At 69.4% G+C, this 24,240-nt stretch carries 19 protein-coding genes; 8 read left to right on the top strand and 11 right to left on the bottom strand.

Going from position 1 to position 24,240, the window contains the following annotated elements; translation table 11 throughout:
- Nucleotides 1-22: 22 nt before the first annotated feature.
- The 4 genes from D4739_RS08755 to D4739_RS08740 form a co-directional block, all read right to left on the bottom strand.
- The gene (locus tag D4739_RS08755; protein WP_120060267.1) at nucleotides 23-1,432 is read right to left on the bottom strand and encodes an FAD-dependent oxidoreductase; all 1,410 of its coding nucleotides are present in this window, start codon (nucleotides 1,430-1,432) and stop codon (nucleotides 23-25) included.
- Nucleotides 1,429-3,519, bottom strand: coding sequence for a molybdopterin oxidoreductase family protein (locus tag D4739_RS08750; RefSeq protein WP_120060266.1), 2,091 nt, complete (start codon nucleotides 3,517-3,519; stop codon nucleotides 1,429-1,431). Before D4739_RS08750 ends, D4739_RS08755 begins: the two co-directional genes overlap by 4 nt.
- A 191-nt stretch (nucleotides 3,520-3,710) precedes the next feature.
- A complete protein-coding gene (locus D4739_RS08745) occupies nucleotides 3,711-5,285 on the bottom strand; it encodes an MFS transporter (protein WP_238473579.1) in 1,575 nt (524 codons plus the stop codon).
- A gap of 333 nt (nucleotides 5,286-5,618) precedes the next feature.
- Nucleotides 5,619-6,104, bottom strand: a complete 486-nt coding sequence (locus tag D4739_RS08740; protein ID WP_120060264.1) for a CarD family transcriptional regulator — start codon at nucleotides 6,102-6,104, stop codon at nucleotides 5,619-5,621.
- Between the two features lie 255 nt (nucleotides 6,105-6,359).
- Here D4739_RS08740 and D4739_RS08735 point away from each other — a divergent pair, with 255 nt between their 5' ends.
- From D4739_RS08735 to D4739_RS08725, 3 genes are read left to right on the top strand one after another with little or no spacing between them, the layout of a single operon-like run.
- Nucleotides 6,360-7,157, top strand: coding sequence for a UbiA family prenyltransferase (locus D4739_RS08735; RefSeq protein ID WP_120060263.1), 798 nt, complete (start codon nucleotides 6,360-6,362; stop codon nucleotides 7,155-7,157).
- 56 nt (nucleotides 7,158-7,213) lie between these two features.
- Entirely contained in the window at nucleotides 7,214-7,792 is a 579-nt protein-coding gene (locus D4739_RS08730) for a hypothetical protein (protein WP_120060262.1), read from the top strand.
- Nucleotides 7,792-8,529, top strand: coding sequence for a phosphoglyceromutase (locus D4739_RS08725; protein ID WP_182920354.1), 738 nt, complete (start codon nucleotides 7,792-7,794; stop codon nucleotides 8,527-8,529). The genes D4739_RS08730 and D4739_RS08725 overlap by 1 nt, the downstream gene beginning before the upstream one ends.
- A 331-nt stretch (nucleotides 8,530-8,860) precedes the next feature.
- On the opposite strand, the gene phoU is transcribed toward D4739_RS08725, so the two are convergent.
- Nucleotides 8,861-9,511: a phosphate signaling complex protein PhoU gene (gene phoU / locus D4739_RS08720; RefSeq protein ID WP_120060260.1), complete on the bottom strand. Its 651-nt coding sequence runs from the start codon at nucleotides 9,509-9,511 to the stop codon at nucleotides 8,861-8,863.
- A 134-nt stretch (nucleotides 9,512-9,645) separates the two neighbouring features.
- Between phoU and D4739_RS08715 the strand changes: the two genes are divergently transcribed.
- From D4739_RS08715 to D4739_RS08705, 3 genes are read left to right on the top strand one after another with little or no spacing between them, the layout of a single operon-like run.
- Nucleotides 9,646-10,785, top strand: a complete 1,140-nt coding sequence (locus tag D4739_RS08715) for a sensor histidine kinase (RefSeq protein ID WP_120060259.1) — start codon at nucleotides 9,646-9,648, stop codon at nucleotides 10,783-10,785.
- Nucleotides 10,782-11,459 carry a response regulator transcription factor gene (locus tag D4739_RS08710; RefSeq protein ID WP_120060258.1) on the top strand — a complete coding sequence of 226 codons (678 nt, stop codon included), beginning with the start codon at nucleotides 10,782-10,784 and terminating at the stop codon, nucleotides 11,457-11,459. The genes D4739_RS08715 and D4739_RS08710 overlap by 4 nt, the downstream gene beginning before the upstream one ends.
- A 49-nt stretch (nucleotides 11,460-11,508) precedes the next feature.
- Nucleotides 11,509-12,666, top strand: a complete 1,158-nt coding sequence (locus D4739_RS08705; RefSeq protein WP_120060257.1) for an acyl-CoA dehydrogenase family protein — start codon at nucleotides 11,509-11,511, stop codon at nucleotides 12,664-12,666.
- Between the two features lie 5 nt (nucleotides 12,667-12,671).
- Here the strand turns inward: D4739_RS08705 and D4739_RS08700 are convergent, their stop codons facing one another.
- From D4739_RS08700 to D4739_RS08685, 4 genes are all read right to left on the bottom strand, one after another.
- Nucleotides 12,672-13,208 (bottom strand): type III secretion system chaperone family protein, encoded by a 537-nt coding sequence (locus D4739_RS08700; protein ID WP_182920353.1) that lies wholly within the window; start codon nucleotides 13,206-13,208, stop codon nucleotides 12,672-12,674.
- 16 nt (nucleotides 13,209-13,224) lie between these two features.
- Nucleotides 13,225-14,487, bottom strand: coding sequence for a D-inositol-3-phosphate glycosyltransferase (mshA, locus tag D4739_RS08695; RefSeq protein ID WP_420799017.1), 1,263 nt, complete (start codon nucleotides 14,485-14,487; stop codon nucleotides 13,225-13,227).
- Between the two features lie 145 nt (nucleotides 14,488-14,632).
- Nucleotides 14,633-15,478: a formyltetrahydrofolate deformylase gene (gene purU / locus D4739_RS08690; protein WP_120060255.1), complete on the bottom strand. Its 846-nt coding sequence runs from the start codon at nucleotides 15,476-15,478 to the stop codon at nucleotides 14,633-14,635.
- A gap of 24 nt (nucleotides 15,479-15,502) precedes the next feature.
- Nucleotides 15,503-18,166 carry an AMP-binding protein gene (locus D4739_RS08685; protein ID WP_120060254.1) on the bottom strand — a complete coding sequence of 888 codons (2,664 nt, stop codon included), beginning with the start codon at nucleotides 18,164-18,166 and terminating at the stop codon, nucleotides 15,503-15,505.
- A 107-nt stretch (nucleotides 18,167-18,273) separates the two neighbouring features.
- On the opposite strand from D4739_RS08685, the gene D4739_RS08680 reads away from it, so the two are divergent.
- Together D4739_RS08680 and D4739_RS08675 are read left to right on the top strand one after the other, a co-directional pair.
- Nucleotides 18,274-18,963 carry an aspartate/glutamate racemase family protein gene (locus D4739_RS08680; RefSeq protein ID WP_120060253.1) on the top strand — a complete coding sequence of 230 codons (690 nt, stop codon included), beginning with the start codon at nucleotides 18,274-18,276 and terminating at the stop codon, nucleotides 18,961-18,963.
- Between the two features lie 47 nt (nucleotides 18,964-19,010).
- The gene (locus tag D4739_RS08675) at nucleotides 19,011-19,595 is read left to right on the top strand and encodes a hypothetical protein (protein ID WP_120060252.1); all 585 of its coding nucleotides are present in this window, start codon (nucleotides 19,011-19,013) and stop codon (nucleotides 19,593-19,595) included.
- Between the two features lie 4 nt (nucleotides 19,596-19,599).
- On the opposite strand, the gene D4739_RS08670 is transcribed toward D4739_RS08675, so the two are convergent.
- Both D4739_RS08670 and hrpA read right to left on the bottom strand, forming a co-directional pair.
- Nucleotides 19,600-20,304, bottom strand: a complete 705-nt coding sequence (locus tag D4739_RS08670; RefSeq protein WP_120060251.1) for a hypothetical protein — start codon at nucleotides 20,302-20,304, stop codon at nucleotides 19,600-19,602.
- A 31-nt stretch (nucleotides 20,305-20,335) separates the two neighbouring features.
- Nucleotides 20,336-24,193 carry an ATP-dependent RNA helicase HrpA gene (gene hrpA, locus D4739_RS08665; protein ID WP_120060250.1) on the bottom strand — a complete coding sequence of 1,286 codons (3,858 nt, stop codon included), beginning with the start codon at nucleotides 24,191-24,193 and terminating at the stop codon, nucleotides 20,336-20,338.
- Nucleotides 24,194-24,240: the final 47 nt, after the last annotated feature.

The following is a 24,240-nucleotide window of genomic DNA, read 5'->3' as shown; positions in this document are numbered from 1 at the left end:
TGCTGGGGTGCTGCGGAGACCGTCAGACGGGGACGTGCGCCGCCTCGATGAGCTCCCTGACCACCGAGGCGCAGCCGCCGCAACCCGTCGTGGCGCGGGTCTTCTCCTTGGCCTCCTCGAAGGTGCGGCAGGACCGGATGCGACCGGCGTTTACACCGGCGCAGGCGCAGACCTCGGCCTCGTCGGGCAGCAGCGTGGAGCTGTCGCCGTCGGGGCGCTCGGCCATCAACAGCTCGCCGGGCTCCGTGTCGGAGAGGATCGTGCGACGGTCGAAGAGCTGGGTGATCAGGCCGATGCGCGACAGGTCACCGATCAGCGTGCCGGCGACGATGACGTTGCCGTCGACGACGAGCTTGCGGTGGGTACCGATGATCGGGTTCGTCACCTCGACGATGTCGCCCTCGGTGTGCTCCGGGTCGCCGAGCACCGCCACGTCGAGCCCGGTGGCGCGAAGGCGCGCGACGCTGCGCGAGCCTTCGTACTTCACGTCCTCGCCGCTCAGGTGCGCGGCGAGCAGCGTTGCCTGCTCCCACGCGGGCGGGACGAATCCGGTGACCCGGCCCTCGAACTCGGCGCAGTCACCGATCGCGAAGATGTTGTCGTCGTCGACCGACTGCAGGTGCTCCCCCACGACCAGGCCGCGACGCACGGTGAGGCCGGCGCCGCGAGCGAGCGCCGTGGACGGTCGCCCGCCGGCGGTCAGGACGATCAGGTCGGCGTCGAGGGTGTAGCCCGTGTCGAGCTTGAGGCCCTCGTCGGTCAGGCGGATGGCGCGGGCACCGGTGTAGACCTCGGTGCCGAGCTTCTTGAGGTGGCGCTTGAGAACGGTGCCGCCCTTGCGGTCCACCTGCTGCGAGAGCAGGTGCTCGGTGCCCTCGACGACCTCGGTCTCGACGCCGCGGACGCTGAGCGCGCGGGCCACCTGGAGGCCGAGCAGGCCGCCGCCGACGACAACGGCGCGGACCGGGCGACTCTCCACGGAGAGCTCCTCCATCGCGTCAAGCAGGCGCTGCGTGTCGGCAAGGCTCCGGAAGGCGTGCACCTTGGGGTGCAGCGAGCCGTCGAGCTGGATCAGGCCACGGATCGGGGGCAGCGTCGGGATGGCGCCGGTGGCGAGGACGAGCTTGTCGAAGACGATCTTCTGGCCGTCGACGAGCATGACGTCACGCAGCTCGCGCTCGATCTCGAGCACCCGGCTGCCCAGGCGCAGGTCGATGCCCTGCGCGGCGTACCAGTCGGGCTGGCGCAGGGTCAGCGCGTCGATCGGGTGCGTGCCCTCCAGGACCGCGGACAGCAGGATCCGGTTGTACGCCGGGTGGTCCTCGTCGCCGAGGATCGTGATGTCACCCTCGTAGCGTCGTGCGACCAGCTCCTCGACGAGTCGCGTGGTGGCCATGCCGTTTCCGACGATGACCAGCTTCTCGCGCTTCATGCAACAACCACCTGTCCATTCACCTTGGCTGCTTCGGACACCCGTGCCGCGCAGACCTTGAACTCCGGCATGCGGGAGGCGGGGTCGAGCGCATCGTTGGTCAGCTTGTTCGCACCGACCCAGTGGAACGGCACGAAGACCGTGTCCGGGCGGATCGTGCGGACAACGCGGACCGGAGCCACCATCTCACCACGGCGGGTCTCGACGCGCACCAACTCACCGTCGGCCGTGCCGAGGCGGGTGGCCAGCATCGGGTGCATCTCGACGAAGGCGCCGTCGTCGGTGAGGTCCCTGATCCGGCGGGTCTGGGCGCCGGACTGGTACTGCGCGAGGACGCGACCGGTCGTGAGGTGGACCGGGTACTCCGCATCGGGCTGCTCTGCGGCGCCGCGGTGCTCGACGGCGATGAAGTTCGCGCGACCGCTCGGGGTGGCGAACGACTCCGTGAACATGCGCTCAGTGCCGACGTGGCCGTCCGTGCCGATGACCCCGGCCGGCGCGGGCCAGAAGACACCCTTCTGCTCGCGGATCAGGTCATAGGTGATGCCGCTGTAGTCGGCCTTGCCGCCAGCGCTCGCGCGACCGAGCTCGGCGAAGATCTCCTCCGGCTCGACGGAGAACGCGATCGGCGACTTCAGCCGCTCCGCGAGGCCCTCGATGATCTCAAGGTCGCTGCGCACTCCGGCCGGCGGCGTGATCGCACGCTGGCGCAGGATGACCCGGCCCTCGAGGTTGGTCATCGTGCCGGTCTCCTCGGCCCACTGCGTGATCGGCAGGATCACGTCAGCGCGGGCGGCGGTCTCGGACATCACCATGTCGGCGACGACCAGCAGCTCGAGCGCGTCGAGCCTCTCGCCGACGTGGTTGGCGTTGGGTGCCGAGACGATGATGTTGGAGCCGAAGACCAGCAGCGCCTTCGGGCCGTTGTCCTGGCCGAGCGCATCGAGCAGCTCGTACGCCGAGCGGCCCTTGCCCGGGATCGACTCGGCCGGGATCCCCCACACGCCGGCGACGTGCTCGCGCGCGGCGGGGTCGTCGATCATGCGGTAGCCGGGGAGCTGGTCGGACTTCTGGCCGTGCTCGCGGCCACCCTGGCCGTTGCCCTGGCCGGTGAGGCAGCCGTAGCCCGAGTGCTCCTTGCCCTGCATGCCGAGCGCCAGCGCGATGTTGATCCACGCCAGGACAGTGTCGGAGCCCTGGGCCTGCTGCTCGGGGCCGCGGGCGGTCAGGATCATGACCTTCTCAGCAGTGCCGACGAGGTCAGCCAGCTCCTTGAGCTCGGAGGCCGGGATGCCGGTGACCCGCTCGCCGCGCTCGGGCCACCAGGACATGACGGAGTTCTTGACCGCTTCCCAGCCGGTCGTCCGGGACGCGACGTACTCCTCGTCGACGTGGCCGTTGGCCACGATCAGGTGCAGGAGCGACTGGGCGAGGGCCAGGTCGGTGCCGGGGACGGGCTGGAGGAAGGTGTCGGCCTTGTCGGCCGTCGCCGTGCGGCGCGGGTCGATCACCACGACGTGGTGACCCTTCTCGCGCGACTCGACCAGGTGGCGCGCGGCTGGAGGCATCGTCTCAGCGAGGTTGGAGCCGACCAGGATGAGGACGTCGGCCTCCGCGATGTCGGCCAGCGGGAACGGCAGTCCCCGGTCGACGCCGAAGGCGCGCGAGCCGGCGTTGGCCGCCGAGCTCATGCACCAGCGGCCGTTGTAGTCGATCTGCGAGGTGCCGACGGCGACCCGGGCGAACTTGCCGAGCTGGTAGGCCTTCTCGTTGGTCAGGCCGCCGCCACCGAAGATGCCGATCGAGTCCGGGCCGTGCTGTGCCCGGAGCCCGTTGAGGCGCTCGCCGACATAGTCCAGCGCCTCCTCCCACGAGGCGGGGCGGAACTCGCCGGTCGGCTCCTTGATCAGCGGAGTCGTCAGGCGCTCACGGTGGTGGAGCAGCTCGGCCGAGGTCCAGCCCTTGCGGCACATCGCGCCCTTGTTGACCGGGAACTCCGCCCACTCGGAAACCTCGAGCTTGCGCGTCCCGGAGAGCTTCATGCCGCACTGCAGCGAGCAGTAGGGACAGTGCGTGGTGGTCGTCATCGGATCTCCTCAAACAAGCGGTTCACCAGCCACGGTAGGAACGCCGGATTTCGCTCCCGTGTGCGCTCGTCGCTCGCAGGTGTCAACAAGTTCTCACACACGCACAACGGCGCACGTCGCCGGGCCCCGAGCCCCAGCGACGTACGCCGTGTGTGGTGTTGCGGTGCTGCGTGGATCAGGTGCTGCGTGGATCAGATGTCGGCGTGACCCAGGCTCTTGCCGGTCTTCTTGATGTAGAACCAGTAGGTCACTGCGAGGCAGATCACGTAGAAGCCGGTGAAGACCAGGAAGGCCGAGCGGCACGCGTCGATCGGGTCGGTGACCCACGGCGCGTTGAACGTGATCGGGATCAGGAAGCCACCGATGGCGCCGATGGCACCGGCGATGCCGATGACACCCGACGACAGCTTCGTCGCCTTGAGCAGCGCCGAGTGACGCTCCGGGGTGCCCTCCTCCGTGGCCTCGACCGCGTGGTGCTTCTGGATCAGCGGGATCATCCGGTACGTCGAGCCGTTGCCGATGCCGGTCGCGGCGAAGACGAAGAGGAAGAAGGCGAGGAAGAGCGGGAAGAGCGCGGTGTTGGCGTTGACGGCCTCGATGACCTCCGGCTTGTAGCCCGGGAACGTCGAGGGATCGGCCTGCCAACCCTTGAGGACCTCCGGCGGCGGAACCGGGACCTTGGTGAGGCGGGTCAGGGTCCAGAAGATGCCGAGCGTGCCGGCGATCATCGCGATGAAGGTGTAGAGCGTGACCTTCGAGCCGCCGTACTTGTCAGCGAGCCAGCCACCGACGGGGCGGGCGATGGAGCCGACGAGCGCACCGAGGAAGGCGTAGTAGACGAAGTTGATGCCGAGCGGCTCCGCGGTCGGGACCGGCTGACGGAAGAAGTTGAGCTTGATCAGCAGGGGCATCGCGGCCGAGTAGCCGATGAAGGAACCGAAGGTGCCGATGTAGAGGAACGACATCACCCAGGTGTGCTTCTGCTTCAGGACCGGGAGCAGGTCCTTCGGCGTCGACTTGGCCTCACGCAGGTTGTTCATCAGGAAGTACGCCGCGGCAGCCGCAGCGATCGCGAGAGCGATGTAGAGGAAGCCGACGTACTCGAGGTGAATGTCGGGGACCTTCTTGCCGTCGATGACCTTGGTGGCCGCGACGAAGAGGCCGAAGGCGCCACCGGCGCCGACGATGATCGGCAGGAAGAACTGGATGAGCGCGACGCCCAGGTTGCCGCCCGCAGCGTTGAGGCCGAGCGCAGCACCCTTCTCCTTGGCCGGGTAGAAGAAGTTGATGTTGGCCATCGAGGAGGCGAAGTTGCCGCCACCGAAGCCGGCCGTTGCCGCGATCACGACGAACGCCCAGAACGGGGTGTCGGGGTTCTGCACGGCGACGACGTAGAGGACCGTCGGGATCAGCAGGAGGAGCGCACTGATGACCGTCCAGTTGCGACCGCCGAACTTGCCCACCGCGAAGGTGTAGGGGATCCGGATCAGCGAGCCGACGAGGTTCGGCACGGCGACCAGGAAGAAGAGCTGCTCGGGCGTGAAGACGAAGCCCTGCTTCGCCAGCAGTGCGGCGCTCACGCTCCAGAGGAGCCAGACCGAGAAGCCGAGGTGCTCGGCGAAGATCGACCAGATCAGGTTGCGCTTGGCGATCTTCTTGCCGCCGTTGGCCCAGAACTCGTCGTCCTCGGGACGCCAGTCCTCGATCCAGGTGCCGCCCTTGGCGGTCACCGTGGCGCTGTGCGCGCCGGTTTCGGTGATTGTCACGTCAAACTCCTTGCGGGGGCCCGGCTCGACCTCGACGTCGTCGGCGAGGGGAATCCGGGTGCTACGAGAGATGACCGATGCAGTCATCGGATACCGAGAACCGTAGGAATTCCACGTTTCGCCGACGGGCACCTTTGTTTCGCACAGGTGTCAACTTGTCCTCACCCACTCACTGATTTGCCATGAACGCCCGGTTACATCGTGTTGCGGTGATGAAAACCCGCAGGTCAGCGACCGATCTGCAAATTTGATTGGCCCCTTCAAGTTGCTTCGAAACGAACAGGACCCCCGACCGTGACGGTCGGGGGTCCTGTTACGGAGTCTGTGCCAGGCTCAGGAAGCGAGCACCTCGTCGAGGAGGGCCTCTGCCTTGTCCTCGTTGGTGTGCTCAGCCAGGGCCAGTTCGGAGACGAGGATCTGGCGCGCCTTGGCCAGCATCCGCTTCTCGCCAGCAGACAGGCCACGGTCACGCTCGCGGCGCCACAGGTCACGGACGACCTCCGACACCTTCATGACGTCGCCCGAGTGCAGCTTCTCAAGGTTGGCCTTGTAGCGGCGCGACCAGTTGGTCGGCTCCTCGACGTGCGCAGCGCGCAGGATGTCGAAGACCCGGTCCAGGCCGTCCTTGTCCACGACGTCGCGGACGCCGACCAGGTCCAGGTTGCACGCGGGCACACGGACGACCAGGTCCTGCTGCGCCACGATGCGAAGGACCAGGTACTCCCGCTCTTCCCCCTTGATGGTGCGGTACTCGATGTCCTCGATGACCGCAGCCCCATGATTCGGGTAAACAACCGTTTCGCCGACGGTGAAAGTCATATGTCAGGTACCCCTTCCTAGGTGACCAGTCTAACACGACCTCGAAGCATGTCTTCGCAGTGTTTGTGCTGGTCAGAGCGGTAGTGGGGGCTTGACAGAAATGCGGATCCTGTGGTCGCGCACCGGATTCGCACCTGTGTGCGATCACGGCGTTCTGCGGCGCCCCGCGCTCCACTCGCGGACAAATCGGGCACCGTCGGACAGACACCCCCGACCAGCGCGCGTTCCGGCCCCGTGTGGTCGATACTGCAAGGCATGTCCGCGAAGTCCCTGCCCCGCCCCCGTGTCCCTCGCGTTCCCCGGCCGCCGCGCCTGCACGGACTCCGGAGGGCCACCCGCGTCGATCTCGGACGCAGCCTGCCCGTGACACTGGTCCGCGCGAGCCACCCGCGTCAGGCACTCATCACGGCCATCGTCGTCGCGGTCGCGGCCGCTCTCACCGGGCGTCCGCTCAGCCAGGCGGGAATTGTCTTCGCCGCCGTCCTCGTCGGACAGGCCATCCTCGGCTGGCACAACGACCTGCTCGACGTGCAGCGTGACCGTCGACTCCAGCGCACCGGGAAGCCGATCGCCCAGGGCCAGGTCGAGCACGGTCAGGTGTGGTTCGCGCTGATCTGTGCCGTGCTGCTCGTCGTGCCGCTGTCCGTGGCCAACGGTGTCGTGGCCGGATCGAGCCACCTGATGCTGCTCGGCATCGCCCTCGTGGCGAACTCCGGCGTCCTGCGTCGTACTCGCTTCTCGTACCTGATGTGGATGGCCAGCTTCGCGCTCTGGCCCGCCTTCCTGTCCTATGGGGGAGCCCCCAACGGCACCATCGGAGAGGCGCCCAGCATCGTCCTCACGCTGCTCTCCGCGCTGCTCGGCATCGGCATCCACGTGCTCACCTCACTGCCTGGCCTGGTGGACGACAACAAGGACGGGATCCGGCACTTCCCCCTCACCCTTGCCCTGCGCACCGGGGCTCCGCGGCTGCTCGTCCTCGCCTCCGTCTACACGGGCGTGATCGCCGTCGCGATGCTCGTCTCGGGCCTCACACTCGGAGTGAGTCGCTGACCGACGACATGCCCTAGGCTGTCCCCGCACTGACGACACTGACGAAGGCCACATCGATGCTGATCAGCAACCGGACCTCGCGCCTGCTGGGCATCGGCGCGCTCCTGCTCGCCGCTCCCACTCTCGCTTCGTGCACGACCCACCCCACGGACGCGATCTACACGCCGGCCGTGGGCACCAACGACCGCGGCTCGCGCGTCGACGTGCTCAACGCGGTGATCGTGGCCAACGAGGCTCACCCCGGCGAGGGCACCCTCGTCGTGACCCTGGTCAACAACGAGGTCGTGGCCGCCGGCTCGACTGCCAACGAGGACGACGAGCTCGTCGCCGTCGGCGGCGACGTGACCGGCAAGGTCAAGTCTGCGGTGACCGTCCCGTCGGGCGGGTTCGTGGTGCTCGCCGCCAAGACCGCCGCCATCACCGAGGCCGTCCCCGGCATCGTCGTGAGCGGTGACTTCGAGCTGGGCGACGAGGTGAAGGTCGAGTTCGACTTCGCCAACGCGAAGAGCGTCACGCTGAAGGTCCCGGTCGTCGCGAACATCGCCGGCAGCCAGTTCGCCGACCAGAACGGTCCCGCCGACCCCGCTGTCGAGGCCGGGCACACCGAGGAGCACGGCACGAGCGAGGGTCACTGATGACCTACACGCTCATCCTGCTCCGCCACGGCGAGAGCGAGTGGAACGCGCTCAACCTCTCCACCGGATGGGTCGACGTCAACCTCACCGACAAGGGTCGCGAGGAGGCCGTCAACGGCGGCAACCTGCTGGTCGAGGCCGGGGTTCTCCCCGATGTGGTCCACACCTCGCTCCAGCGACGCGCGATCAACACCGCGAACATCGCGCTCGACACCGCCGAGCGGCACTGGATTCCGGTCCGCCGCGACTGGCGGCTCAACGAGCGCCACTACGGCGCCCTGCAGGGCAAGAACAAGAAGGAGACCCTGCAGAAGTTCGGCGACGAGCAGTTCCAGCTCTGGCGTCGTTCGTACGACGTCCCGCCACCGCCGCTTGCCGACGACGACGAGTTCTCCCAGGTCGGTGACCCGCGCTACGCCGACATCGACGTTCCGCGCACCGAGTGCCTGAAGGACGTCGTCGCCCGCCTGGTTCCCTACTGGGAAGAGGCGATCGTGCCCGACCTCAAGGCGGGCAAGACCGTGCTCGTCACGGCCCACGGCAACTCGCTGCGTGCACTGGTCAAGCACCTCGACGGGATCTCCGACTCCGACATCGCAGCGTTGAACATCCCCACCGGTCAGCCGCTGGTCTACCGCCTCGACGAGTCGCTCAAGCCGCTCGTTCCCGGCGGTGAGTACCTCGACCCCGAGGCCGCTGCCGCTGCTGCCGCCGCAGTCGCCAACCAGGGCCGCTGACACAGAGCAGCAAGCAAACGACCGGCTGGTGCTCCAAGCGCCCAGCCGGTCGCTGCATTTCCACCCGGCCCGGAACGGCGGGTGCCCGTACGTGCAGAGCGGCGGAGGCGGGGCAGCGCGAGGAGCGCAAAAGTCGGCTGCGACTGGGGCCGCAACGAGGCAAGCGAGTCTGTCGCGCCGACAGCGACGGTGTTGCCCTGCCGCAGCCGCCCGCAAGCTGCCCACGTTGCGCCGTGTCGACGCCAAGTTTGCGCCGTGTCGACGCCAAGTTTGCGCCGTGTCGACGCCAAGTTTGCGCCATGTCGACGGCGAAGTCGCGCCGTGTCGACGTTCAGTCGCGGGAGGGACGGACCCCGGTCACGACGTACACGACCCGGTTGGCAACCGAGACCGCGTGGTCACCGATGCGCTCGTAGTAGCGCCCCAGCAGGGCAAGGTCGACGGCAGACTCGACGCCGTGGCTCCAGTCGGAGCCCAGCAGGTCCCGCAGCATCTGGGCGCGCAGGTTGTCCATCTCGTCCTCGACCTTGGCAAGGGCCGTGGCGCCGTCGATGTCGCGCTCGGCGATGATCCGCGCGGTGCGGCCGACCATCTCCTCAGCGATCTCGGCCATGCGCTGCACCATCGGCCGCACGTCCTCCGGGACGGCAATGCCGGGCACCCGGAGGCGTGCGATCTTGGCGACGTGGACGGCCAGGTCGCCCGCGCGCTCGAGATCGGCCACCATGCGCAGCGCGGCGACGATCGTGCGGAGGTCGCCGGCAACCGGCTGCTGCAGGGAGAGCAGGCTGAAGGACCGGTCCTCGACCCGCTCACGGCGGGTGTCGATCACGACATCGGCGCTGATCACCTGTTCGGCGACCACGGCGTCACCGGTCAGCAGCGCGGTCGTCGCTCGCGCGACGGCGACCTTCACATCGCTGGCAATGGTGGCAAGGTCGTCGAAGATGGCGTCGAGCTGGTCGGAGTAGGCATCACGCATGGTCCGAACCTACCGAGGTACACCGATCGGCGTCAGGTGTCCGGCAAGTGCCGAGGCGTGAACTGCTGGCGAAATCTTGGTGGTGGGGCGTCTGGATGGCCAACGCCGGGTGACTCCGTGCGTACGATCGCAGCGTGACTCCGACGCTTCAGGCGCTTCTCGCTGCCCTCGCGGGACTCGCCGTCGGTGGTGGCGGTGTCCTCGCGTGGCACTTCAGCGACCGGCTTCAGCGCCGCGCGCCTGCCCCGGTGGTGCCCGCGATGCCGGCCGGCATCTCGTCGGTCCTCTCGGTGCTGCGCGCAAGCGCCGTCGTGGTCGACGAGAACGACGTCGTCCTCAAGGCCTCCGCCCCGGCGTACGCCTTCGGACTCGTGCATCGCAACGAGGTCGCTGACGAGCAGCTGGCCGGCCTCGTGCGCAAGGTACGCCGCGACGGCCAGATCCGCGAGACCGAGCTCCAGCTGCGCACGTCCGGCGCCCAGCCCCGCCACGTGACCGCCCGCGTCGCGCCCCTCGGGTCACGCCTGGTCCTGGCGCTGGTCGAGGACCGCACCCGCGAGCGTCGGGTCGACTCGATCCGACGCGACTTCGTCGCGAACGTGAGCCACGAGCTCAAGACCCCGGTCGGTGCCATCCGGCTGCTCAGCGAGGCCGTCCACGACGCCTCCGACGACCCGGAGGCCGTGGAGCGGTTCGCCGGGCGCATGCTCAAGGAGAGCGACCGCCTGACCCACCTCGTCCAGCAGATCATCGACCTCTCCCGACTCCAGGGCGACGAGCCGGTCGCGCAGCCCAAGCCGGTGGCCGTCGACGAGGTCGTGGCCGTCGCCATCGACACCAGCGCGATCGACGCGCAGGCCAAGGGCATCACCGTGGTTCCCGGCGGCGAGGCCGGCCTCTTCCTCAGCGGCAGCCAGGAGCAGCTCACCATCGCGGTCAGCAACCTCGTCGCCAACGCGGTCGCCTACTCCCGCGAGGGCTCCTCCGTCCTCGTCGGGGTGCGCGGGCTCGATGACACCGTCGAGATCGCCGTGACCGACCAGGGCATCGGCATCCCGGCCGACGACCTGGACCGCATCTTCGAGCGGTTCTACCGGGTCGACCCGGCCCGGCACCGCTCCACCGGTGGCACCGGCCTCGGCCTGTCCATCGTCAAGCACGTCGCTGCCACCCACGGCGGAGAAGTCCGCGTGTGGTCCGTCGAGGGCCAGGGATCGACCTTCACCCTGACCCTCCCCCGCTCCGTTGCCAACCTCTCGGAGGAGAGTTCATGACCCGCGTACTCGTCGTAGAGGATGAAGAGAGCTACATCGACGCTCTCACCTACATGCTGCGCAAGGAGGGTTTCGAGGTCGCCGTCGCCACCAACGGCAACGACGCGATCACGGAGTTCGACCGCAACGGTGCGGACATCGTGCTGCTCGACCTGATGCTGCCCGGCCTGCCCGGCACCGAGGTGTGCCGCCAGATCCGGCAGACCTCCTCCGTCCCGGTGATCATGGTGAGCGCCAAGGACGACGAGGTCGACAAGGTGGTGGGCCTCGAGCTGGGCGCCGACGACTACGTCACCAAGCCCTACTCCCCCCGTGAGCTGGTCGCGCGCATCCGCGCCGTCCTGCGCCGCGGCGTCGAGCCCGACCTCGCGCCGCAGACGCTCGAGGCCGGACCGGTCCGCATGGACGTCGAGCGCCACGTCGTGACCGTCGACGGCATCGACACGCGGCTGCCGCTCAAGGAGTTCGAGCTCCTCGAGATGTTCCTGCGAAACCCGGGCCGCGTTCTCACCCGCGGGCAGCTGATCGACCGGGTCTGGGGCTCCGACTACGTCGGCGACACCAAGACCCTCGACGTACACGTCAAGCGCCTGCGCGCGAAGCTCGAGCCCGACCCGGGCGAGCCGAAGTTCCTCGTCACCGTGCGCGGTCTGGGCTACAAGCTCGACCTCTGACACGGCACCTCTGACACGGCGGCGCATGGCGAGGGTGTAGACCTGAACCATGCGCCGTTCTGTCTTCGACGAGGACCACGAGTCCTTCCGCCAGACCCTCCGCTCGTTCATCGCAGCCGAGGTCGTCCCCCACTACGACGAGTGGTTCGCCGCAGGCATCGTGCCGCGTGAGCTCTACGCCAAGCTCGGCGAGCTCGGCCTGTTCGGCATCAGCGTCCCCGAGGAGTACGGCGGCGCCGGGCTGGACTCCCACAAGTTCACCGCCATCCAGTACGAGGAGACCTCGCGCGCGGGTGTCTCCTTCGGCGGGTCCGGCGTTCACGTGCTGCTCGCGCTGCCCTACCTGCTGATGCTCGGCACCGAGGAGCAGAAGAAGCGCTACCTGCCGAAGTTCGTCACCGGCGAGGAGATGTGGGCGCTCGCGATGACCGAGCCCGGCACGGGCTCCGACCTGGCCGGGATGCGCTCGACCGCGAAGCTGTCCGAGGACGGCACGCACTACGTCCTCAACGGCGCCAAGACCTTCATCACCGGTGGCGTCCACGCCGACCGGGTCATCGTCTGTGCCCGCACGAGCGCTCCTCGCGAGGACGACCGACGGTTCGGCATCTCGCTCTTCGGCGTCGACACCTCGTCGCCCGGCTACACGGTCGGTCGCAAGCTCGACAAGCTCGGCCTGCGCACCTCCGACACCGCCGAGCTCTCGTTCGTCGACGTCAAGGTGCCGGTCGAGGACCTGCTCGGCGAGGCGGACAAGGGCTTCTCCTACCTCGGCAGCAACCTCCCGTCCGAGCGCTGGGGCATCGCCCACGGCGCCTACGCCCAGGCGGCCGCGGCGGTGCGCTTCGCGCAGGAGTACGTCCAGCAGCGGGTCGTCTTCGGCAAGCCGGTGGCGTCGTTCCAGAACACCAAGTTCGAGCTCGCCGCCTGCAAGGCAGAGGTCGACGCTGCCGAGGCCGTGGCCGACCGGGCCCTCGAGGCCCTCGACGCCGGGGAGCTGACGCCGGCGGAAGCCGCCTCCGCCAAGCTGTTCTGCACCGAGGTGGCCCATCGGGTCATCGACCGCTGCCTGCAGCTGCACGGTGGCTACGGCTTCATCAACGAGTACCCGATCGCGCGGCTCTACGCCGACAACCGGGTCAACCGCATCTACGGCGGCACCTCGGAGATCATGAAGACGATCATCGCCAAGGACATGGGGCTGTAAGGGCCTCAGGACGTCGGGGCGTCCCGCTCGAGCCAGCCGCGGAACGCCTCGAGGTTCTTCGTCGACTCGCCGCGGCTGATCCGCCACTCCCACTCCTTGCGGATGGAGGAGGCGAACCCCAGCTCGAGGATCGTGTTGAAGCTGTTGTCCGCGACGCTCAGCACGGTGCCGAGGATGCGGTCGAGGTCATCGGCGGTCACGCTCGAGAGCGGCAGGCGCGCGTCGAGGTAGATGTCGCCGTCCTTGTCGACGGCGAACGCCACGGCGTACAGGCGGAGGTTCTTCTCCAGCAGCCAGCGGTAGACGACCTGGTGGTTCTCGTCGGGGTTGCGACAGACGAAGGCGTGGATGCCGAGCGCGTGCGTGCTGACGTCGAGGCGGACCGGCGTCTGGAGCTTCTTCTCGCCCGGGAGCGCGAAGGAGATCTGGCCGGGCTGCTGCTCGTCGTAGGCGATGTCGTTGTCGTCGAGCCAGGCCCGGACGACCTTGGCCGCCTCGTCGGGAATGGCGTTGTGCAGGTCGCCGGCCGGATCGGTGCTCATCGGACAGTGCCGTTCATCAGACTCTGAGCTCCTCGCGCATCAGGCGGGCGGCCTGCTCGTAGGTCTCGAGCGTGCGTTCCGCGGTTCGTTCCCAGGAGAAGTGTCGCGCCTGCTCGAGTGCGCCGATCGAGAGGTTCAGTGCGAGGACCGGATCCTCGATGACGCGGCGGATCGCCGCAGCCCAGTGGCGGGGGTCGTGCGTGGGGACGAGCAGGCCCGAGTGCCCGTGGCGTACGACGGTCGGCAGGCCGCCGACGTCGGCAGCGATGACCGGGGTGCCGGTGGCCTGCGCCTCGACCGCCACCAGCCCGAAGGACTCGTTGTAGGACGGGACCGCGACCAGCGTGGCGGCAGCCGCCCACACCGCGAGCTCGGACTGGAGCACCGGCGGCACGAAGCGGACGACGTCATCGATGCGCAGGTCGCGAGCGAGGTCGGCGAGGGCGGTGGGGTGCTCGAGACCAGAGCCGGACGGGCCGCCCACGACCGGCACCACCAGGCGGGACCGCAGGCACGGGTCCTCGTCGAGGAGCACGGCGACCGCACGCAGCAGCACGTCAGGAGCCTTCAGCGGCTGGATGCGGCCAGCGAAGAGGAGCACATGGGCGTCGCGCGGCAGCCCGAGCCGGGCGCGCGCAACACTCTTGTCCAGCGGGCGGAAGACGTCGAGGTCGACGCCGGGGTTGACCACCTCGACGCGGCCGGGCTCCGCGTCGTACAGGTTGATGAGCTGCTTGGCCTCGATGTCGGTGTTGGCGATGAGCATGTCGGCGGCCTCGACCACCTGCTCCTCGCCGATGACGCGGGCGACGGGTTCGGGGGTGTCGCCCTCGGCGAGTGCCTCGTTCTTGACCTTGGCCATCGTGTGCATCGAGTGGACCAGCGGGACGCCCCAGCGGTCGCGGGCGAGCGCTCCGACCTGGCCCGAGAGCCAGTAGTGCGAGTGGATCGCGGCGTAGGTGCCCGGGCGCTGGCCTGCCTCGGCGCGCATGACCTCGCGGGCGAAGGTGCACATCTGGCCGGGGAGCTCGGTCTTGCCGAGGCCCTCGAACGGGCCCGCGTGGACGTTGCGCACGAGGATCCGGTCGCCGGCCTCGACGATCTGCGGCGCCCGGCTCGAGGTGGCCCGGGTGAAGATGTCGACGCCGATGCCGCGGTCGGCGAGACGACGGGCGAGCTCGATGACGTAGACGTTCATGCCGCCGGCGTCGCCGGTGCCGGGCTGATCGAGCGGCGAGGTGTGCATGCTGATCATCGCGATGCGATCCAACTCTGCCACCTCCCGCCTTCCTGTCCGGTCCCGATGCTCCACCGGCGACAACGAACAGTGGGGCCCGGGCATTCCCCGTGCGCCACGGTTGATGGCCCGCGGCGCCAGTGTTGACGGCTCGGCGCGCCAAACCTGACCCTTCGGCGGGGAGGGATCAGTCGAAGACGATGGTCCGGACACCGACCATCAGGACCCGGTCCTCGGCATGACGGCGGACGGCCCGGGAAAGCACGAGGCGCTCGACATCGCGCCCGTGCGCAACGAGCTGCTGGGCGGTGTAGGTGTGCGTCACCCGGACGACGTCCTGCTCGATGATCGGGCCCTCGTCCAGGTCGGCGGTCACGTAGTGGGCCGTCGCTCCGATCAGCTTCACTCCGCGCGCGTGCGCCTGGTGATACGGCTTCGCGCCCTTGAAGCCCGGCAGGAAGGAGTGGTGGATGTTGATGATCCGACCCGGGAGCTGGCTGCACAGGTTGTCCGAGAGCACCTGCATGTAGCGCGCGAGGACGACGAAGTCGATGGCGTGCTCCTCGACGAGGGCCAACAGCCGGGCCTCGGCGGCGGCCTTGGTCGCAGCCGTCACCGGGAGGTGCACGAACGTCAGCCCGTGGCGCTCGACGATCGGCCGCAGGTCGTCATGGTTGGACACAACCACCGGGATGTCGACCGGCAGCTCTCCGTTCTCCCAGCGGTAGAGCAGGTCCAACAGGCAGTGGTCGGTCTTGCTGACCATGATCAGCGCACGTCGACGCTGGGTCTGCAGACGCAGCGTGATCACCGCGTCGTACGCCGCGAGGGCGGTCTCGAGGACCGCGCGAACCAGGTCGAGGTCACCGAGCGGCGAGTCGAACTCCGTGCGCATGCTGAACGATCCCGTCTCGGGGTCGGTGTACTGCATGTTGTCGACGATGTTTCCCTGCGCCTGCACGACGCCCTCGGCGAAGGCGCGGATGATCCCGGGCTGGTCGGGGCAGTGAAGAGTGAGTACGTATCGGTCCATGGCCCACCCAGTATCGGGCAGAGGTCAGGAGGTGCGCCGACGCGCCCGCGCCTCGACGTGGGTCCAGGCGCGCCAGGCGAGCACACCCGCGACCAGCGAGAGCAGGGTCGCCAGCACCGGGATCCGGTGCTCGAGGTGCGGGTAGATCTCCCAGTGGACCAGGTAGATCCACATCGATGCCGACGCCAGGAGCCCGGCCAGGGCCGCCATCCTCGCGGGCACCCGGATCTGGGGAACCCAGGTCAGCAGCAGGATGCCGATGGCGACGTAGGCGTCGCGCGCGGGCTCGTGCTCGAAGTAGCCCCAGAGGCTCACCAGCGCGAGCGCCGAGACCAGCAGCCGCTGCCAGTGGTTGCTGGCGCGCGCCGCCGCCCAGCCGAGCGCGAAGACGAAGAAGACGGTGTGCGCCTGGTGCAGGAAGTCGCCGCCTCCGAAATCGATCGGCCCCAGGACGACATGGCGCTGGTCGACATCGCCGAGGCTGTCCTGAACGCGCAGGACGAAGCGCGGCACCAGGCCGAGGGCGGCGAGCGCGATCGGGAACCCAAAGGCGTAGCGGCGCGAGAGCCGGTCCAGCGTGGGTACGACGAGGAGCGCGGCCGCCGCCAGCATCAGCAGGAGGGCGACCTCGATGAACCAGTAGCGCCACTGGGGATTGGTCCAGTGCTCCGGCCCGAGCAGCCAGTTGAGCAGCAGGACCTGTCGCCAGCCGAGCTCGGGCTGGTAGAGGGAGACCGCGCCGATCACGACCATGGCGGGAAGCGCGATCCGGCTGACGCTGCGCAGCACGGCGCGGGTGCGATCGGGCCGCGGCAGGTCGGCGTGGAAGCGGGCGAAGTTGAAGCCGAGGACCGCGAAGAGGGTGTGCGCGCCGCCGAGCAGCACGAAGAGATTCGCGTGGCTGCCCACGATGGACACGATGGCCACCGCACGGAGCAGCACACTGGTCTCCACCGACCGCACACGGCCGAACAAGCGGGTCGCGCGGCTGTTGCGGGCGCGCCGCTCGTGCGCCGGCCGGGCGTGCCCGGCGAGCTCCGCAGCGCTCTTGCGGGTCCAGTCCGACGGAAGGGTGCCGAGCAGCTCCTCGAGCCGGAGGCTGGCCTCGACGTAGGAGAGCGAGTCGCCGCCGAGCGCCCGGAAGGAGTGCTGTGGCGTGGCGTCGGGCCGGCCGAGCAGGACAGCGAACAGCGCGGCCACGGCGTCGGGGGTGACCGGCTCGGCGTACTTCGCGCGCGAGTCGGGCAGTTGTTGTGCGGTGCGCGCCACTACATGTGCCCGATTCACCGGCTGGCCGGTGAAACTGGCGTCGGTGATGGCGCGGTAGTCCACCTTGCCGCTGGCCAGGCGCGGCAGGTCGGCGGGCGTCAGCAACCGGACCCCTGAAGGCGTGAGGCCGAACTCCTCGCGGACCACCGCGAGGACCGACGCCGCGTCGACAGGAGCAGCACCGGCTGCCACGGCGAGGACGAGCGCATCGCCGCCGTCGGCTGCGGCCGCGATGACGCCACGGGCAGCGAGAACGCGCTCCACGCGGTCGAGGTCGACGCGGAGACCGAAGACCTTGGCGATCCGCGAGCGCCGGCCCACGATCTCGAAGAGGCCGTCGTCGCGCTGGCGGCCCAGGTCGCCGGTGCGCAGCTCGTGGACCGTGCGACCGAGCGCCAGGTCGGCCGGCGACTCCGCGTAGCCGAGCATCACGTTGTCGCCCCGGTAGACCAGCTCACCCACGTCGGGGTCCTGGAGGCCGTCGATCGGGTCGACGCTCAGCGAGCCGCCGGGGATCGGGATGCCGATGGTGCCGGGCGCCTCCGCCGCGAGCACGGGCGGCAGGAAGGCCATGCGTGCGGTGGCCTCGGTGGCGCCGTACATGACGACGAGGTCCCAGCCCTGCTCGCGGCCGCGCAGGGCATGGCGGCGGACGGCGTCGGGGGCCAGACGGCCACCCGCCTGGGTGAGGTAGCGCAGCGTCGGCAGCTCTGCGCCGGTGAAGCCGCTGCGCTCCAGCAGGTCGAAGGTGTGCGGGACACCGGGGAACGTCGTCACACCGTGGGCGCGCGCTTCTGTCCAGAACTCCGGGTCGGTCACCGAGCGGTCGGTCAGCAGGACCGATGCGCCAGCCACGAGGTGGCTGTGCACGACGCTGAGTCCGTAGCAGTAGTGGACCGGCAGGGTCGTGGCAGCGACATCCGTGTCGCGGATGCCGAGGTAGTCGGCGATGGCCCGTGCGTTGCTGATCACGTTGCGCCGGGACAGCCGCACCAGCTTGGGCGAACCCGTGCTGCCCGAGGTCGAGAGCAGCAGGGCCAGATCAGGGTGGAGGTCGTGCGTCGTGTCCGCACGCCGCTCGTCCAGGTCGCCGGCGGTGACGACCACATCGGGGTCGTACGCCGCGACGAGGGCATCGCGGGGAGCACCGGGCCCGGTGAGGAGCACGGGGCACCCGGCAGCCAGCGCACCGAGGTGGGCGATCAGGGTCTCGGCGTCGTTCCCGGCCTCGATCAGGACCAGCCGGCGGGCAGTGCCGAGGCGGCCCGCGACGTCGTGCACGCGCGCGGCCAGCTCGGCGTACGTCATGCCGTTCTTCGCGCCGGTCCCGAGGAGCGCGGTCCGTCCCCCGAACGCAGCCAGGCGGTCGACGAGAGGCGTCGACCAGAGCGGCAGGTCAGACGGGTGGATAACGGACACTAACGAAGTGTATTAGGTAAGCCTTGCCTGTGTCGCTGTGCAGTCCGTCACTCGGTTTCTTCGGGTCACCACGTGAGCGCGCAGCGCAGATCTGACAGACTCCCGCCATGCAGACCATCGGACTTGTCGGGGGCATGAGCTGGGAGTCCAGCGCGGCGTACTACAAGCTGCTGAACGTCGGCGTCGAAGAACGCCTGGGCGGATTGCACTCGGCGAAGACGGTGATGGCATCCGTCGAGTTCGCCGAGGTCACTGCGCTGCAGGAGCAGGAGCGCTGGGACGAGGTCGCCGAGATCGTGGCCGCTGCGGCACGCGGTGTCGAGGCTGCCGGTGCTGACTTCCTGATGCTCTGCACCACCACGTTCCACCGCGTCGCCGAGCAGGTCGAGGCCGCCGTCGACATCCCGCTGGTGCACCTCGCCGACGTGGTCGCTGCCGCGGTGAAGGAACAGGGCATCTCGAAGGTGGCCCTGCTCGGCACCAGCTTCGCCATGGGTCGCACCTTCTTCACCGACCGGATCGCCTCGCACGGCATCGAGGTCGTCGTCCCCGAGGAGCGGCAGCACGCCGAGCTCAACCGGGTCATCTACGACGAGCTCGTGCACGGCAAGGTGCTCGACTCCTCGCGCCGCAGCGTCATCTCGGTCATCGACGACCTGTACGACGCAGGCGCCGGCGGTGTGATCCTCGGTTGCACCGAGCTGGAGCTCCTGGTCAAGCAGGCCGACGTCGACCTGCCGCTGTTCCCGTGCACCACCCTGCACGTCACCGCAGCACTCGACCGCGCGCTGGCCTGATCCGCCGACGCGCGGTTGTCCGCGATGAGTCGGACTAGGCTCGCAGGATGACCCGCGACCACCACCGGCCGATGACGCCGGGCGATGCCTACTTCGCATCGCTCGAGGGCGGGTCCGACCCGGCACTGGTGTCGGAGGCCGCTGATCGCGCAGCAACGTTGCTGGTCCGCGGCGCCCGCTCCAGCGGCGACACCGAGACCGCGCAGCGCGTGCTGCACCTCGCCGAGACCGAGGGGCTGGAGACGCTCGCCGACCTGTGGTCAGGCGCTCCGGCCGATTCGCTGGCCGGCTGCCTGTGGCGGCTCTACCTGCTCAGGGCCTGGGTGCACGGCATGCCGGCCGAGGTCGCCGCCCAGTTCGAGGAGGGGCGGGCAACCGCCCAGGTCGCGCGCGTGGTGGCGGGAGTTGCCGACCCGCCGGGGCCGGACCAGGTGATCGCGATGATCGATGCGGTCCTCAGCGGGATCGCGACGGGCGACTTCGCCGACGTCCTCCTGCGGGCCGCGGCGTTCGCCCGGGTCGTGGCCGTGGGCCGGGCCCACGTCGGACATCCGGAGCATTCGCGCATGCTGCTCCTGAGCGAGCAGCTCGAGGCCGCTGCGCACCTCGAGCTGCACGGCAACCTGGCCTGAGCCTTCAGGCGAGGCCCGGCACGATCCCCGTCCGGCCCTGCCACTCGCCGTGCTCCGACAACGGCCGGAAGCGCATGAACGTCGACTCGCGGTGGAAGTCCCTGCGGCGCTGCTCCTCCATTGCCGCGGCATGTCGCCGTGCGTCGGGTACGTCGCTGCGGCCGTGCACCATCTCGGTCATCTCGCGCACGGACCGCCAGACCGAGAAGGTCGAGAAGTTGCCGGGCGGCCGCATGGCTGCGAGCGCCAGCGTGGTCGCCGGGTGGTCGGCGACCAGCCGCTCGACGGGCTTGCCCCACTTCAGGAAGCGGGGCAGGTTTCCGAGGGAGAGCCGAGCCAGGGTCACCGCGACGACCGGCTCCTCGGGATCCCAGCTGCCTGCTTTGGTCGGGAGGTCAGGAAGACAGGCGACGTCGCCGTACTTCCGGAGGAACTCCAGCCGCACGTGCCAGCCATCGGCGAGCCGGCGGCCGAGCCGGTCGTGGTCGAGGAAGCGGTCGATCGCGTCCTCGTCGTCCCAGGCGGCGAAGAGCGCCAGCCGACCGAGCTGCATGCGTTCGGTGGAGAACGTCGGCGAGCCGAGCGTCATCATCGCCAGGCACTCGGCATGCCTGAGGCCCTCCGTGGTGCCCGGAACCGGTGGGCGGACCAACGCTCGCGCCGTGGTCCGGGAAGGGAGCTCCGCGAGATGGAACGTGAACACCGCCATGCTTCGCTCCCCCGGGATCGTTGACGCGAGGTTAGCCGAGTGCCTTGCGGATCCGGGCGTCACTGACCGCGAACGCCGTGCCGAGTTGCTGGGCCCAGAGCGAGATCCGGTACTCCTCGAGCATCCAGCCGACCTGGCGAAGGTCCTCGCCGGGCGGCCTGCCTGCGGGCAGCGCCGCGAGGCGGTTCAGGTGTGCCTCCTGGAGCTCGCCGATCTGGTCCATCAGCTGACGGTCCTTCGCGACCTGGGAGTCCAGGCGCTCGCGGCGGTACTCGAGGGCGCGGAGATGGACCGGAGTACGCCGCAGGCGGGCAGCGCCGAACTCGCCCACGAAGCCCCTGTGGACAAGGCGCTCGAGCTGGGCCTTCATGTCGGCGAGCGCGGGCAGGGTGGTCATGTCCGCACGACCGGAGAGGAGTCGATCCACTGTCCGCGACACCTCCAGCACCCGCATCACGTCCGCGAGCACCGCCCCCACGTGGCCGGTCAGGTCAGTGCGCGCAGCGTCTTTGAGCGCGGCGAAGTCCTCCGGCGAGCGCACCGGCGGTCGGGCATCGATCGCCTGCTGGAACACGGCTGCCCGGCAGTCCTCGAGCAGCTCGGCGACGGTGGGATAGGGCGATCCGGCGAGGGCGAGCTTCTCGGCGTTACCGAATCCGTGCATCAGCTCCTTGCCCGGATCGGGCAGCCCGAGCAGCAGCAGGCGTCGCACTCCCAGGCGGTGGCGTGCGAGCTGCTCGTCCTCGGAGCCGAAGACCTGCAGGCCGACCGTGCTGCCCTCGTCGACGAGGGCCGGGAAGCCCCTGACCTCATGGCCTGCGCGGGTCTGCGTGAACGACTTCTCGATGGTGTCGAAGGCCCAGGTGGTCTGGCCGGTGACGCTGACGCCGGACTCGGCGGCGACCTCCGCGATCGCGCGGGCGAACTTGGGTCGCAGCGGTGCCTTCAGCGCCTCGAGGTCCTTGCCGGCGCCCTGCTCACGGCCCTGCTCATCGACGACACGGAAAGTCGGACGCAGGTGCTCGGGCACCTTGGACCAGTCCCAGGCCGTCCGCGGCACGACGACGCCGGTGGTCGAGCGGAAGTGGCGCTCGAGCGCCTCGAGGAGGGGCTCCTCCCCTGCCGGGACGTGCTCGAGGAACGCGCGCGCGTGGTTGGGCGCGGGCACGAAGTTGACCCTGAGGTTCTTGGGCAAGCTGCGGATCAGCGAGGTGACGAGCTCTTCGCGCAGGCCCGGCACGAGCCAGCTGAACTGGTCGGCCTCGACCCGGTTGAGCGTCGCCAGAGGCACCTCGATGGTCAGTCCGTCGGCGGCTGCGCCGGGCTCGAAGTGGTAGCTGATCGGGAAGGTAAGGCCCTCGTCGTACGTGCCGTCGGCACGCCACAGCGTCGGGAAGTCTCCGGCCTCGATCTCTTCGACAGTGTCGTGGGTGAGCATCGACGGGTCGAAGGTGAGCAGGTCGGGACGCTTGCGCCGCTCGTCCTTCCACCACCGGTCGAAGTGCGCACCGCTGACGCAGCCGGCACCGACCCGGGCGTCGTAGAAGTCGAAGAGCGTGTGCTCATCCACCACGATGTCGCGGCGGCGGGCCCGGTGCTCGAGCTCTTCGGCCTCCTCGAGCAGCCTGGCGTTGTCGGCCATGAAGCGGTGGCGGGTCGCCCATTCGCCATAGACGAGCGCGTGCCGGATGAAGAGCTCGCGCGCGAGCTCGGGGTCGATGCGGCCGTAGTTGACCGGGCGGTCGGCGACCAGCGGGACGCCGTACAGGGTGACCTTCTCGACGGCCATCACCGAGGCGCGCTTGCGGCTCCAGTGCGGCTCGGAGTAGCTGCGCTTGACCAGGTGCTCGCCGAGGCGCTCGGCCCACTCAGGCTTGATGGCGGCGTTCTGCCGAGCCCACAGGCGGCCGGTCTCGACCAGCTCGCCGGCCATCAGGAACTGTGGGCTGGTGCCCTTGAGGCCGCTGCCGGGGAAGATCGCGAACTTGGTGCCGCGGGCGCCGAGGTACTCGCGTGGTCCCGGGCGTCCCTTGCTTGCAGGGCTGCCTGGGCGGGGCTTGTCGCGCTCCTCGAGCGCGCCGATGTGCGAGAGGAGCCCGGACAGCAGTGCCTGGTGGATGCCGTCGGCATCGGGGCTGTCAGCGGGCACTCCGACGTCGAACTTCATCTCCTTGCAGACCGCACGCAGCTGCGACTCGAACTCCTGCCACTCGCGCACGCGCAGGTAGTTGAGGAACTCATCGCGGCACATCCGCCGGAAGGCGCTGCTGGAGAGGTCGCGCTGCTGGTCCTTGATGTGGCGCCAGAGGTTGAGCCACGCGAGGAAGTCGCTGCCCTCCGCCTTGAACCGGGCATGCAGCTGGTCGGCTCGAGCCTGCTCGGCCGGGCGATCCATGCCGGGACGCTCACGCGGGTCCTGCAGCGAGAGCGCTGCAGCGATCACGATGACCTCGCGCGCGCAGCCGAGCTTCTCCGCCTCGAGCACCATGCGGCCCAGGCGGGGGTCGATCGGCATCCGCGCGAGGCGACGCCCGAGCTGGGTCAGGCGTGGACCGGGGCGCGTGGCGTCACCGGACCCCAGCGCGCCGAGCTCCTCGAGGAGCTGGACGCCGGCCTGGATGTTGCGCTTGTCCGGCGGCTCGACGAACGGGAAGCGCGCGATGTCGCCGAGGCTGAGCGACGCCATCTGGAGGATGACGCTGGCCAGGTTGGTGCGCAGGATCTCGGGATCGGTGAACTCCGGCCGGCCCTCGAAGTCCTCTTCCGAGTAGAGCCGGATCGCGATGCCCGCCTCGACGCGGCCGCAGCGGCCGGACCGCTGGTTCGCGGAAGCCTGGGAGATGGGCTCGATCGGCAGCCGCTGCACCTTGGTGCGGGCCGAGTAGCGCGAGATGCGCGCGACGCCGGAGTCGACGACGTACCGGATGCCGGGGACGGTCAGTGAGGTCTCGGCGACGTTGGTCGCGAGTACGACGCGGCGACCGGTGTGCGACGAGAAGACCTTGTGCTGCTCGGCTGCCGACAGCCGCGAGTAGAGCGGCACGATCTCGAGCAGGCCGCGACGATCGCCCTTGGTGATGCCGAAGGCGGTGTTCAGCGCGTCGGCGGTGTCCCGGATCTCGCGCTCTCCGGGCAGGAAGACGAGCACGTCGCCGGGGCCCTCGGCGGAGAGCTCCTTGACCGCGTCGACGATGGCCTCGGTCTGGTCCCGGACAACGGCTTCGCCGTCCTCGTCGTCCTCCGGCAGCTCCATCAACGGGCGGTAGCGGACCTCGACCGGATAGGTGCGACCCGAGACCTCGACGACCGGCGCAGGCGTGCCCGTGCGTGCGTCGGCGAAGTGCGCGGCGAAGCGGTCGACGTCAATCGTCGCCGACGTGACGATGACCTTGAGGTCCGGCCGTTGCGGCAGCAGCCGCTTGAGGTAGCCGAGGATGAAGTCGATGTTGAGCGACCGCTCGTGCGCCTCGTCGATGATGATCGTGTCGTACTTCAGCAGCTTGCGGTCGCGCTGCAGCTCGGCGAGCAGGATGCCGTCGGTCATCAGCTTGACCCGGCTCTCGCGCGAGGTGCGGTCGGTGAACCGGACCTGGTAGCCGACGGTGTCACCAAGCTCGGTGCCGAGCTCCGAGGCAATGCGCTCGGCCACTGAGCGCGCAGCGATGCGGCGCGGCTGCGTGTGGCCGATCAGCTTGCCCTCGCGGCCGCCGAGCCCGCGGCCGAGCTCGAGGCAGATCTTCGGCAGCTGGGTGGTCTTGCCCGACCCGGTCTCGCCCGCGACGACGACGACCTGGTGGTCACGGATGGCCGCGGCGATGTCATCGCGGCGCGCACTGACCGGCAGGTCGGGATAGGTGATCTTCAAGGGCTCGGACACAACGTCGCCCATTCTCCCGCATGCCCGGTGGCCACCCGCACCGCGTGCCGGCGGCGGGT

It is taken from the genome of Nocardioides cavernaquae, assembly GCF_003600895.1.
In the GTDB taxonomy this organism is placed as follows: domain Bacteria; phylum Actinomycetota; class Actinomycetes; order Propionibacteriales; family Nocardioidaceae; genus Nocardioides; species Nocardioides cavernaquae.
This window is presented reverse-complemented; position numbering and strand designations above follow the sequence as displayed.

Excerpts from the sequence above, each read along its gene's own strand:
- D4739_RS08755 (WP_120060267.1), bottom strand. The coding sequence starts at position 1,432 with ATGAAGCGCGAGAAGCTGGTCATCGTCGGAAACGGCATGGCCACCACG.
- D4739_RS08750 (WP_120060266.1), bottom strand. The coding sequence starts at position 3,519 with ATGACGACCACCACGCACTGTCCCTACTGCTCGCTGCAGTGCGGCATG.
- D4739_RS08740 (WP_120060264.1), bottom strand. The coding sequence starts at position 6,104 with ATGACTTTCACCGTCGGCGAAACGGTTGTTTACCCGAATCATGGGGCT.
- D4739_RS08735 (WP_120060263.1), top strand. The coding sequence starts at position 6,360 with ATGTCCGCGAAGTCCCTGCCCCGCCCCCGTGTCCCTCGCGTTCCCCGG.
- D4739_RS08730 (WP_120060262.1), top strand. The coding sequence starts at position 7,214 with ATGCTGATCAGCAACCGGACCTCGCGCCTGCTGGGCATCGGCGCGCTC.
- D4739_RS08725 (WP_182920354.1), top strand. The coding sequence starts at position 7,792 with ATGACCTACACGCTCATCCTGCTCCGCCACGGCGAGAGCGAGTGGAAC.
- phoU (WP_120060260.1), bottom strand. The coding sequence starts at position 9,511 with ATGCGTGATGCCTACTCCGACCAGCTCGACGCCATCTTCGACGACCTT.
- D4739_RS08710 (WP_120060258.1), top strand. The coding sequence starts at position 10,782 with ATGACCCGCGTACTCGTCGTAGAGGATGAAGAGAGCTACATCGACGCT.
- D4739_RS08705 (WP_120060257.1), top strand. The coding sequence starts at position 11,509 with ATGCGCCGTTCTGTCTTCGACGAGGACCACGAGTCCTTCCGCCAGACC.
- D4739_RS08700 (WP_182920353.1), bottom strand. The coding sequence starts at position 13,208 with ATGAGCACCGATCCGGCCGGCGACCTGCACAACGCCATTCCCGACGAG.
- purU (WP_120060255.1), bottom strand. The coding sequence starts at position 15,478 with ATGGACCGATACGTACTCACTCTTCACTGCCCCGACCAGCCCGGGATC.
- D4739_RS08680 (WP_120060253.1), top strand. The coding sequence starts at position 18,274 with ATGCAGACCATCGGACTTGTCGGGGGCATGAGCTGGGAGTCCAGCGCG.
- D4739_RS08675 (WP_120060252.1), top strand. The coding sequence starts at position 19,011 with ATGACCCGCGACCACCACCGGCCGATGACGCCGGGCGATGCCTACTTC.
- D4739_RS08670 (WP_120060251.1), bottom strand. The coding sequence starts at position 20,304 with ATGGCGGTGTTCACGTTCCATCTCGCGGAGCTCCCTTCCCGGACCACG.
- hrpA (WP_120060250.1), bottom strand. The coding sequence starts at position 24,193 with ATGGGCGACGTTGTGTCCGAGCCCTTGAAGATCACCTATCCCGACCTG.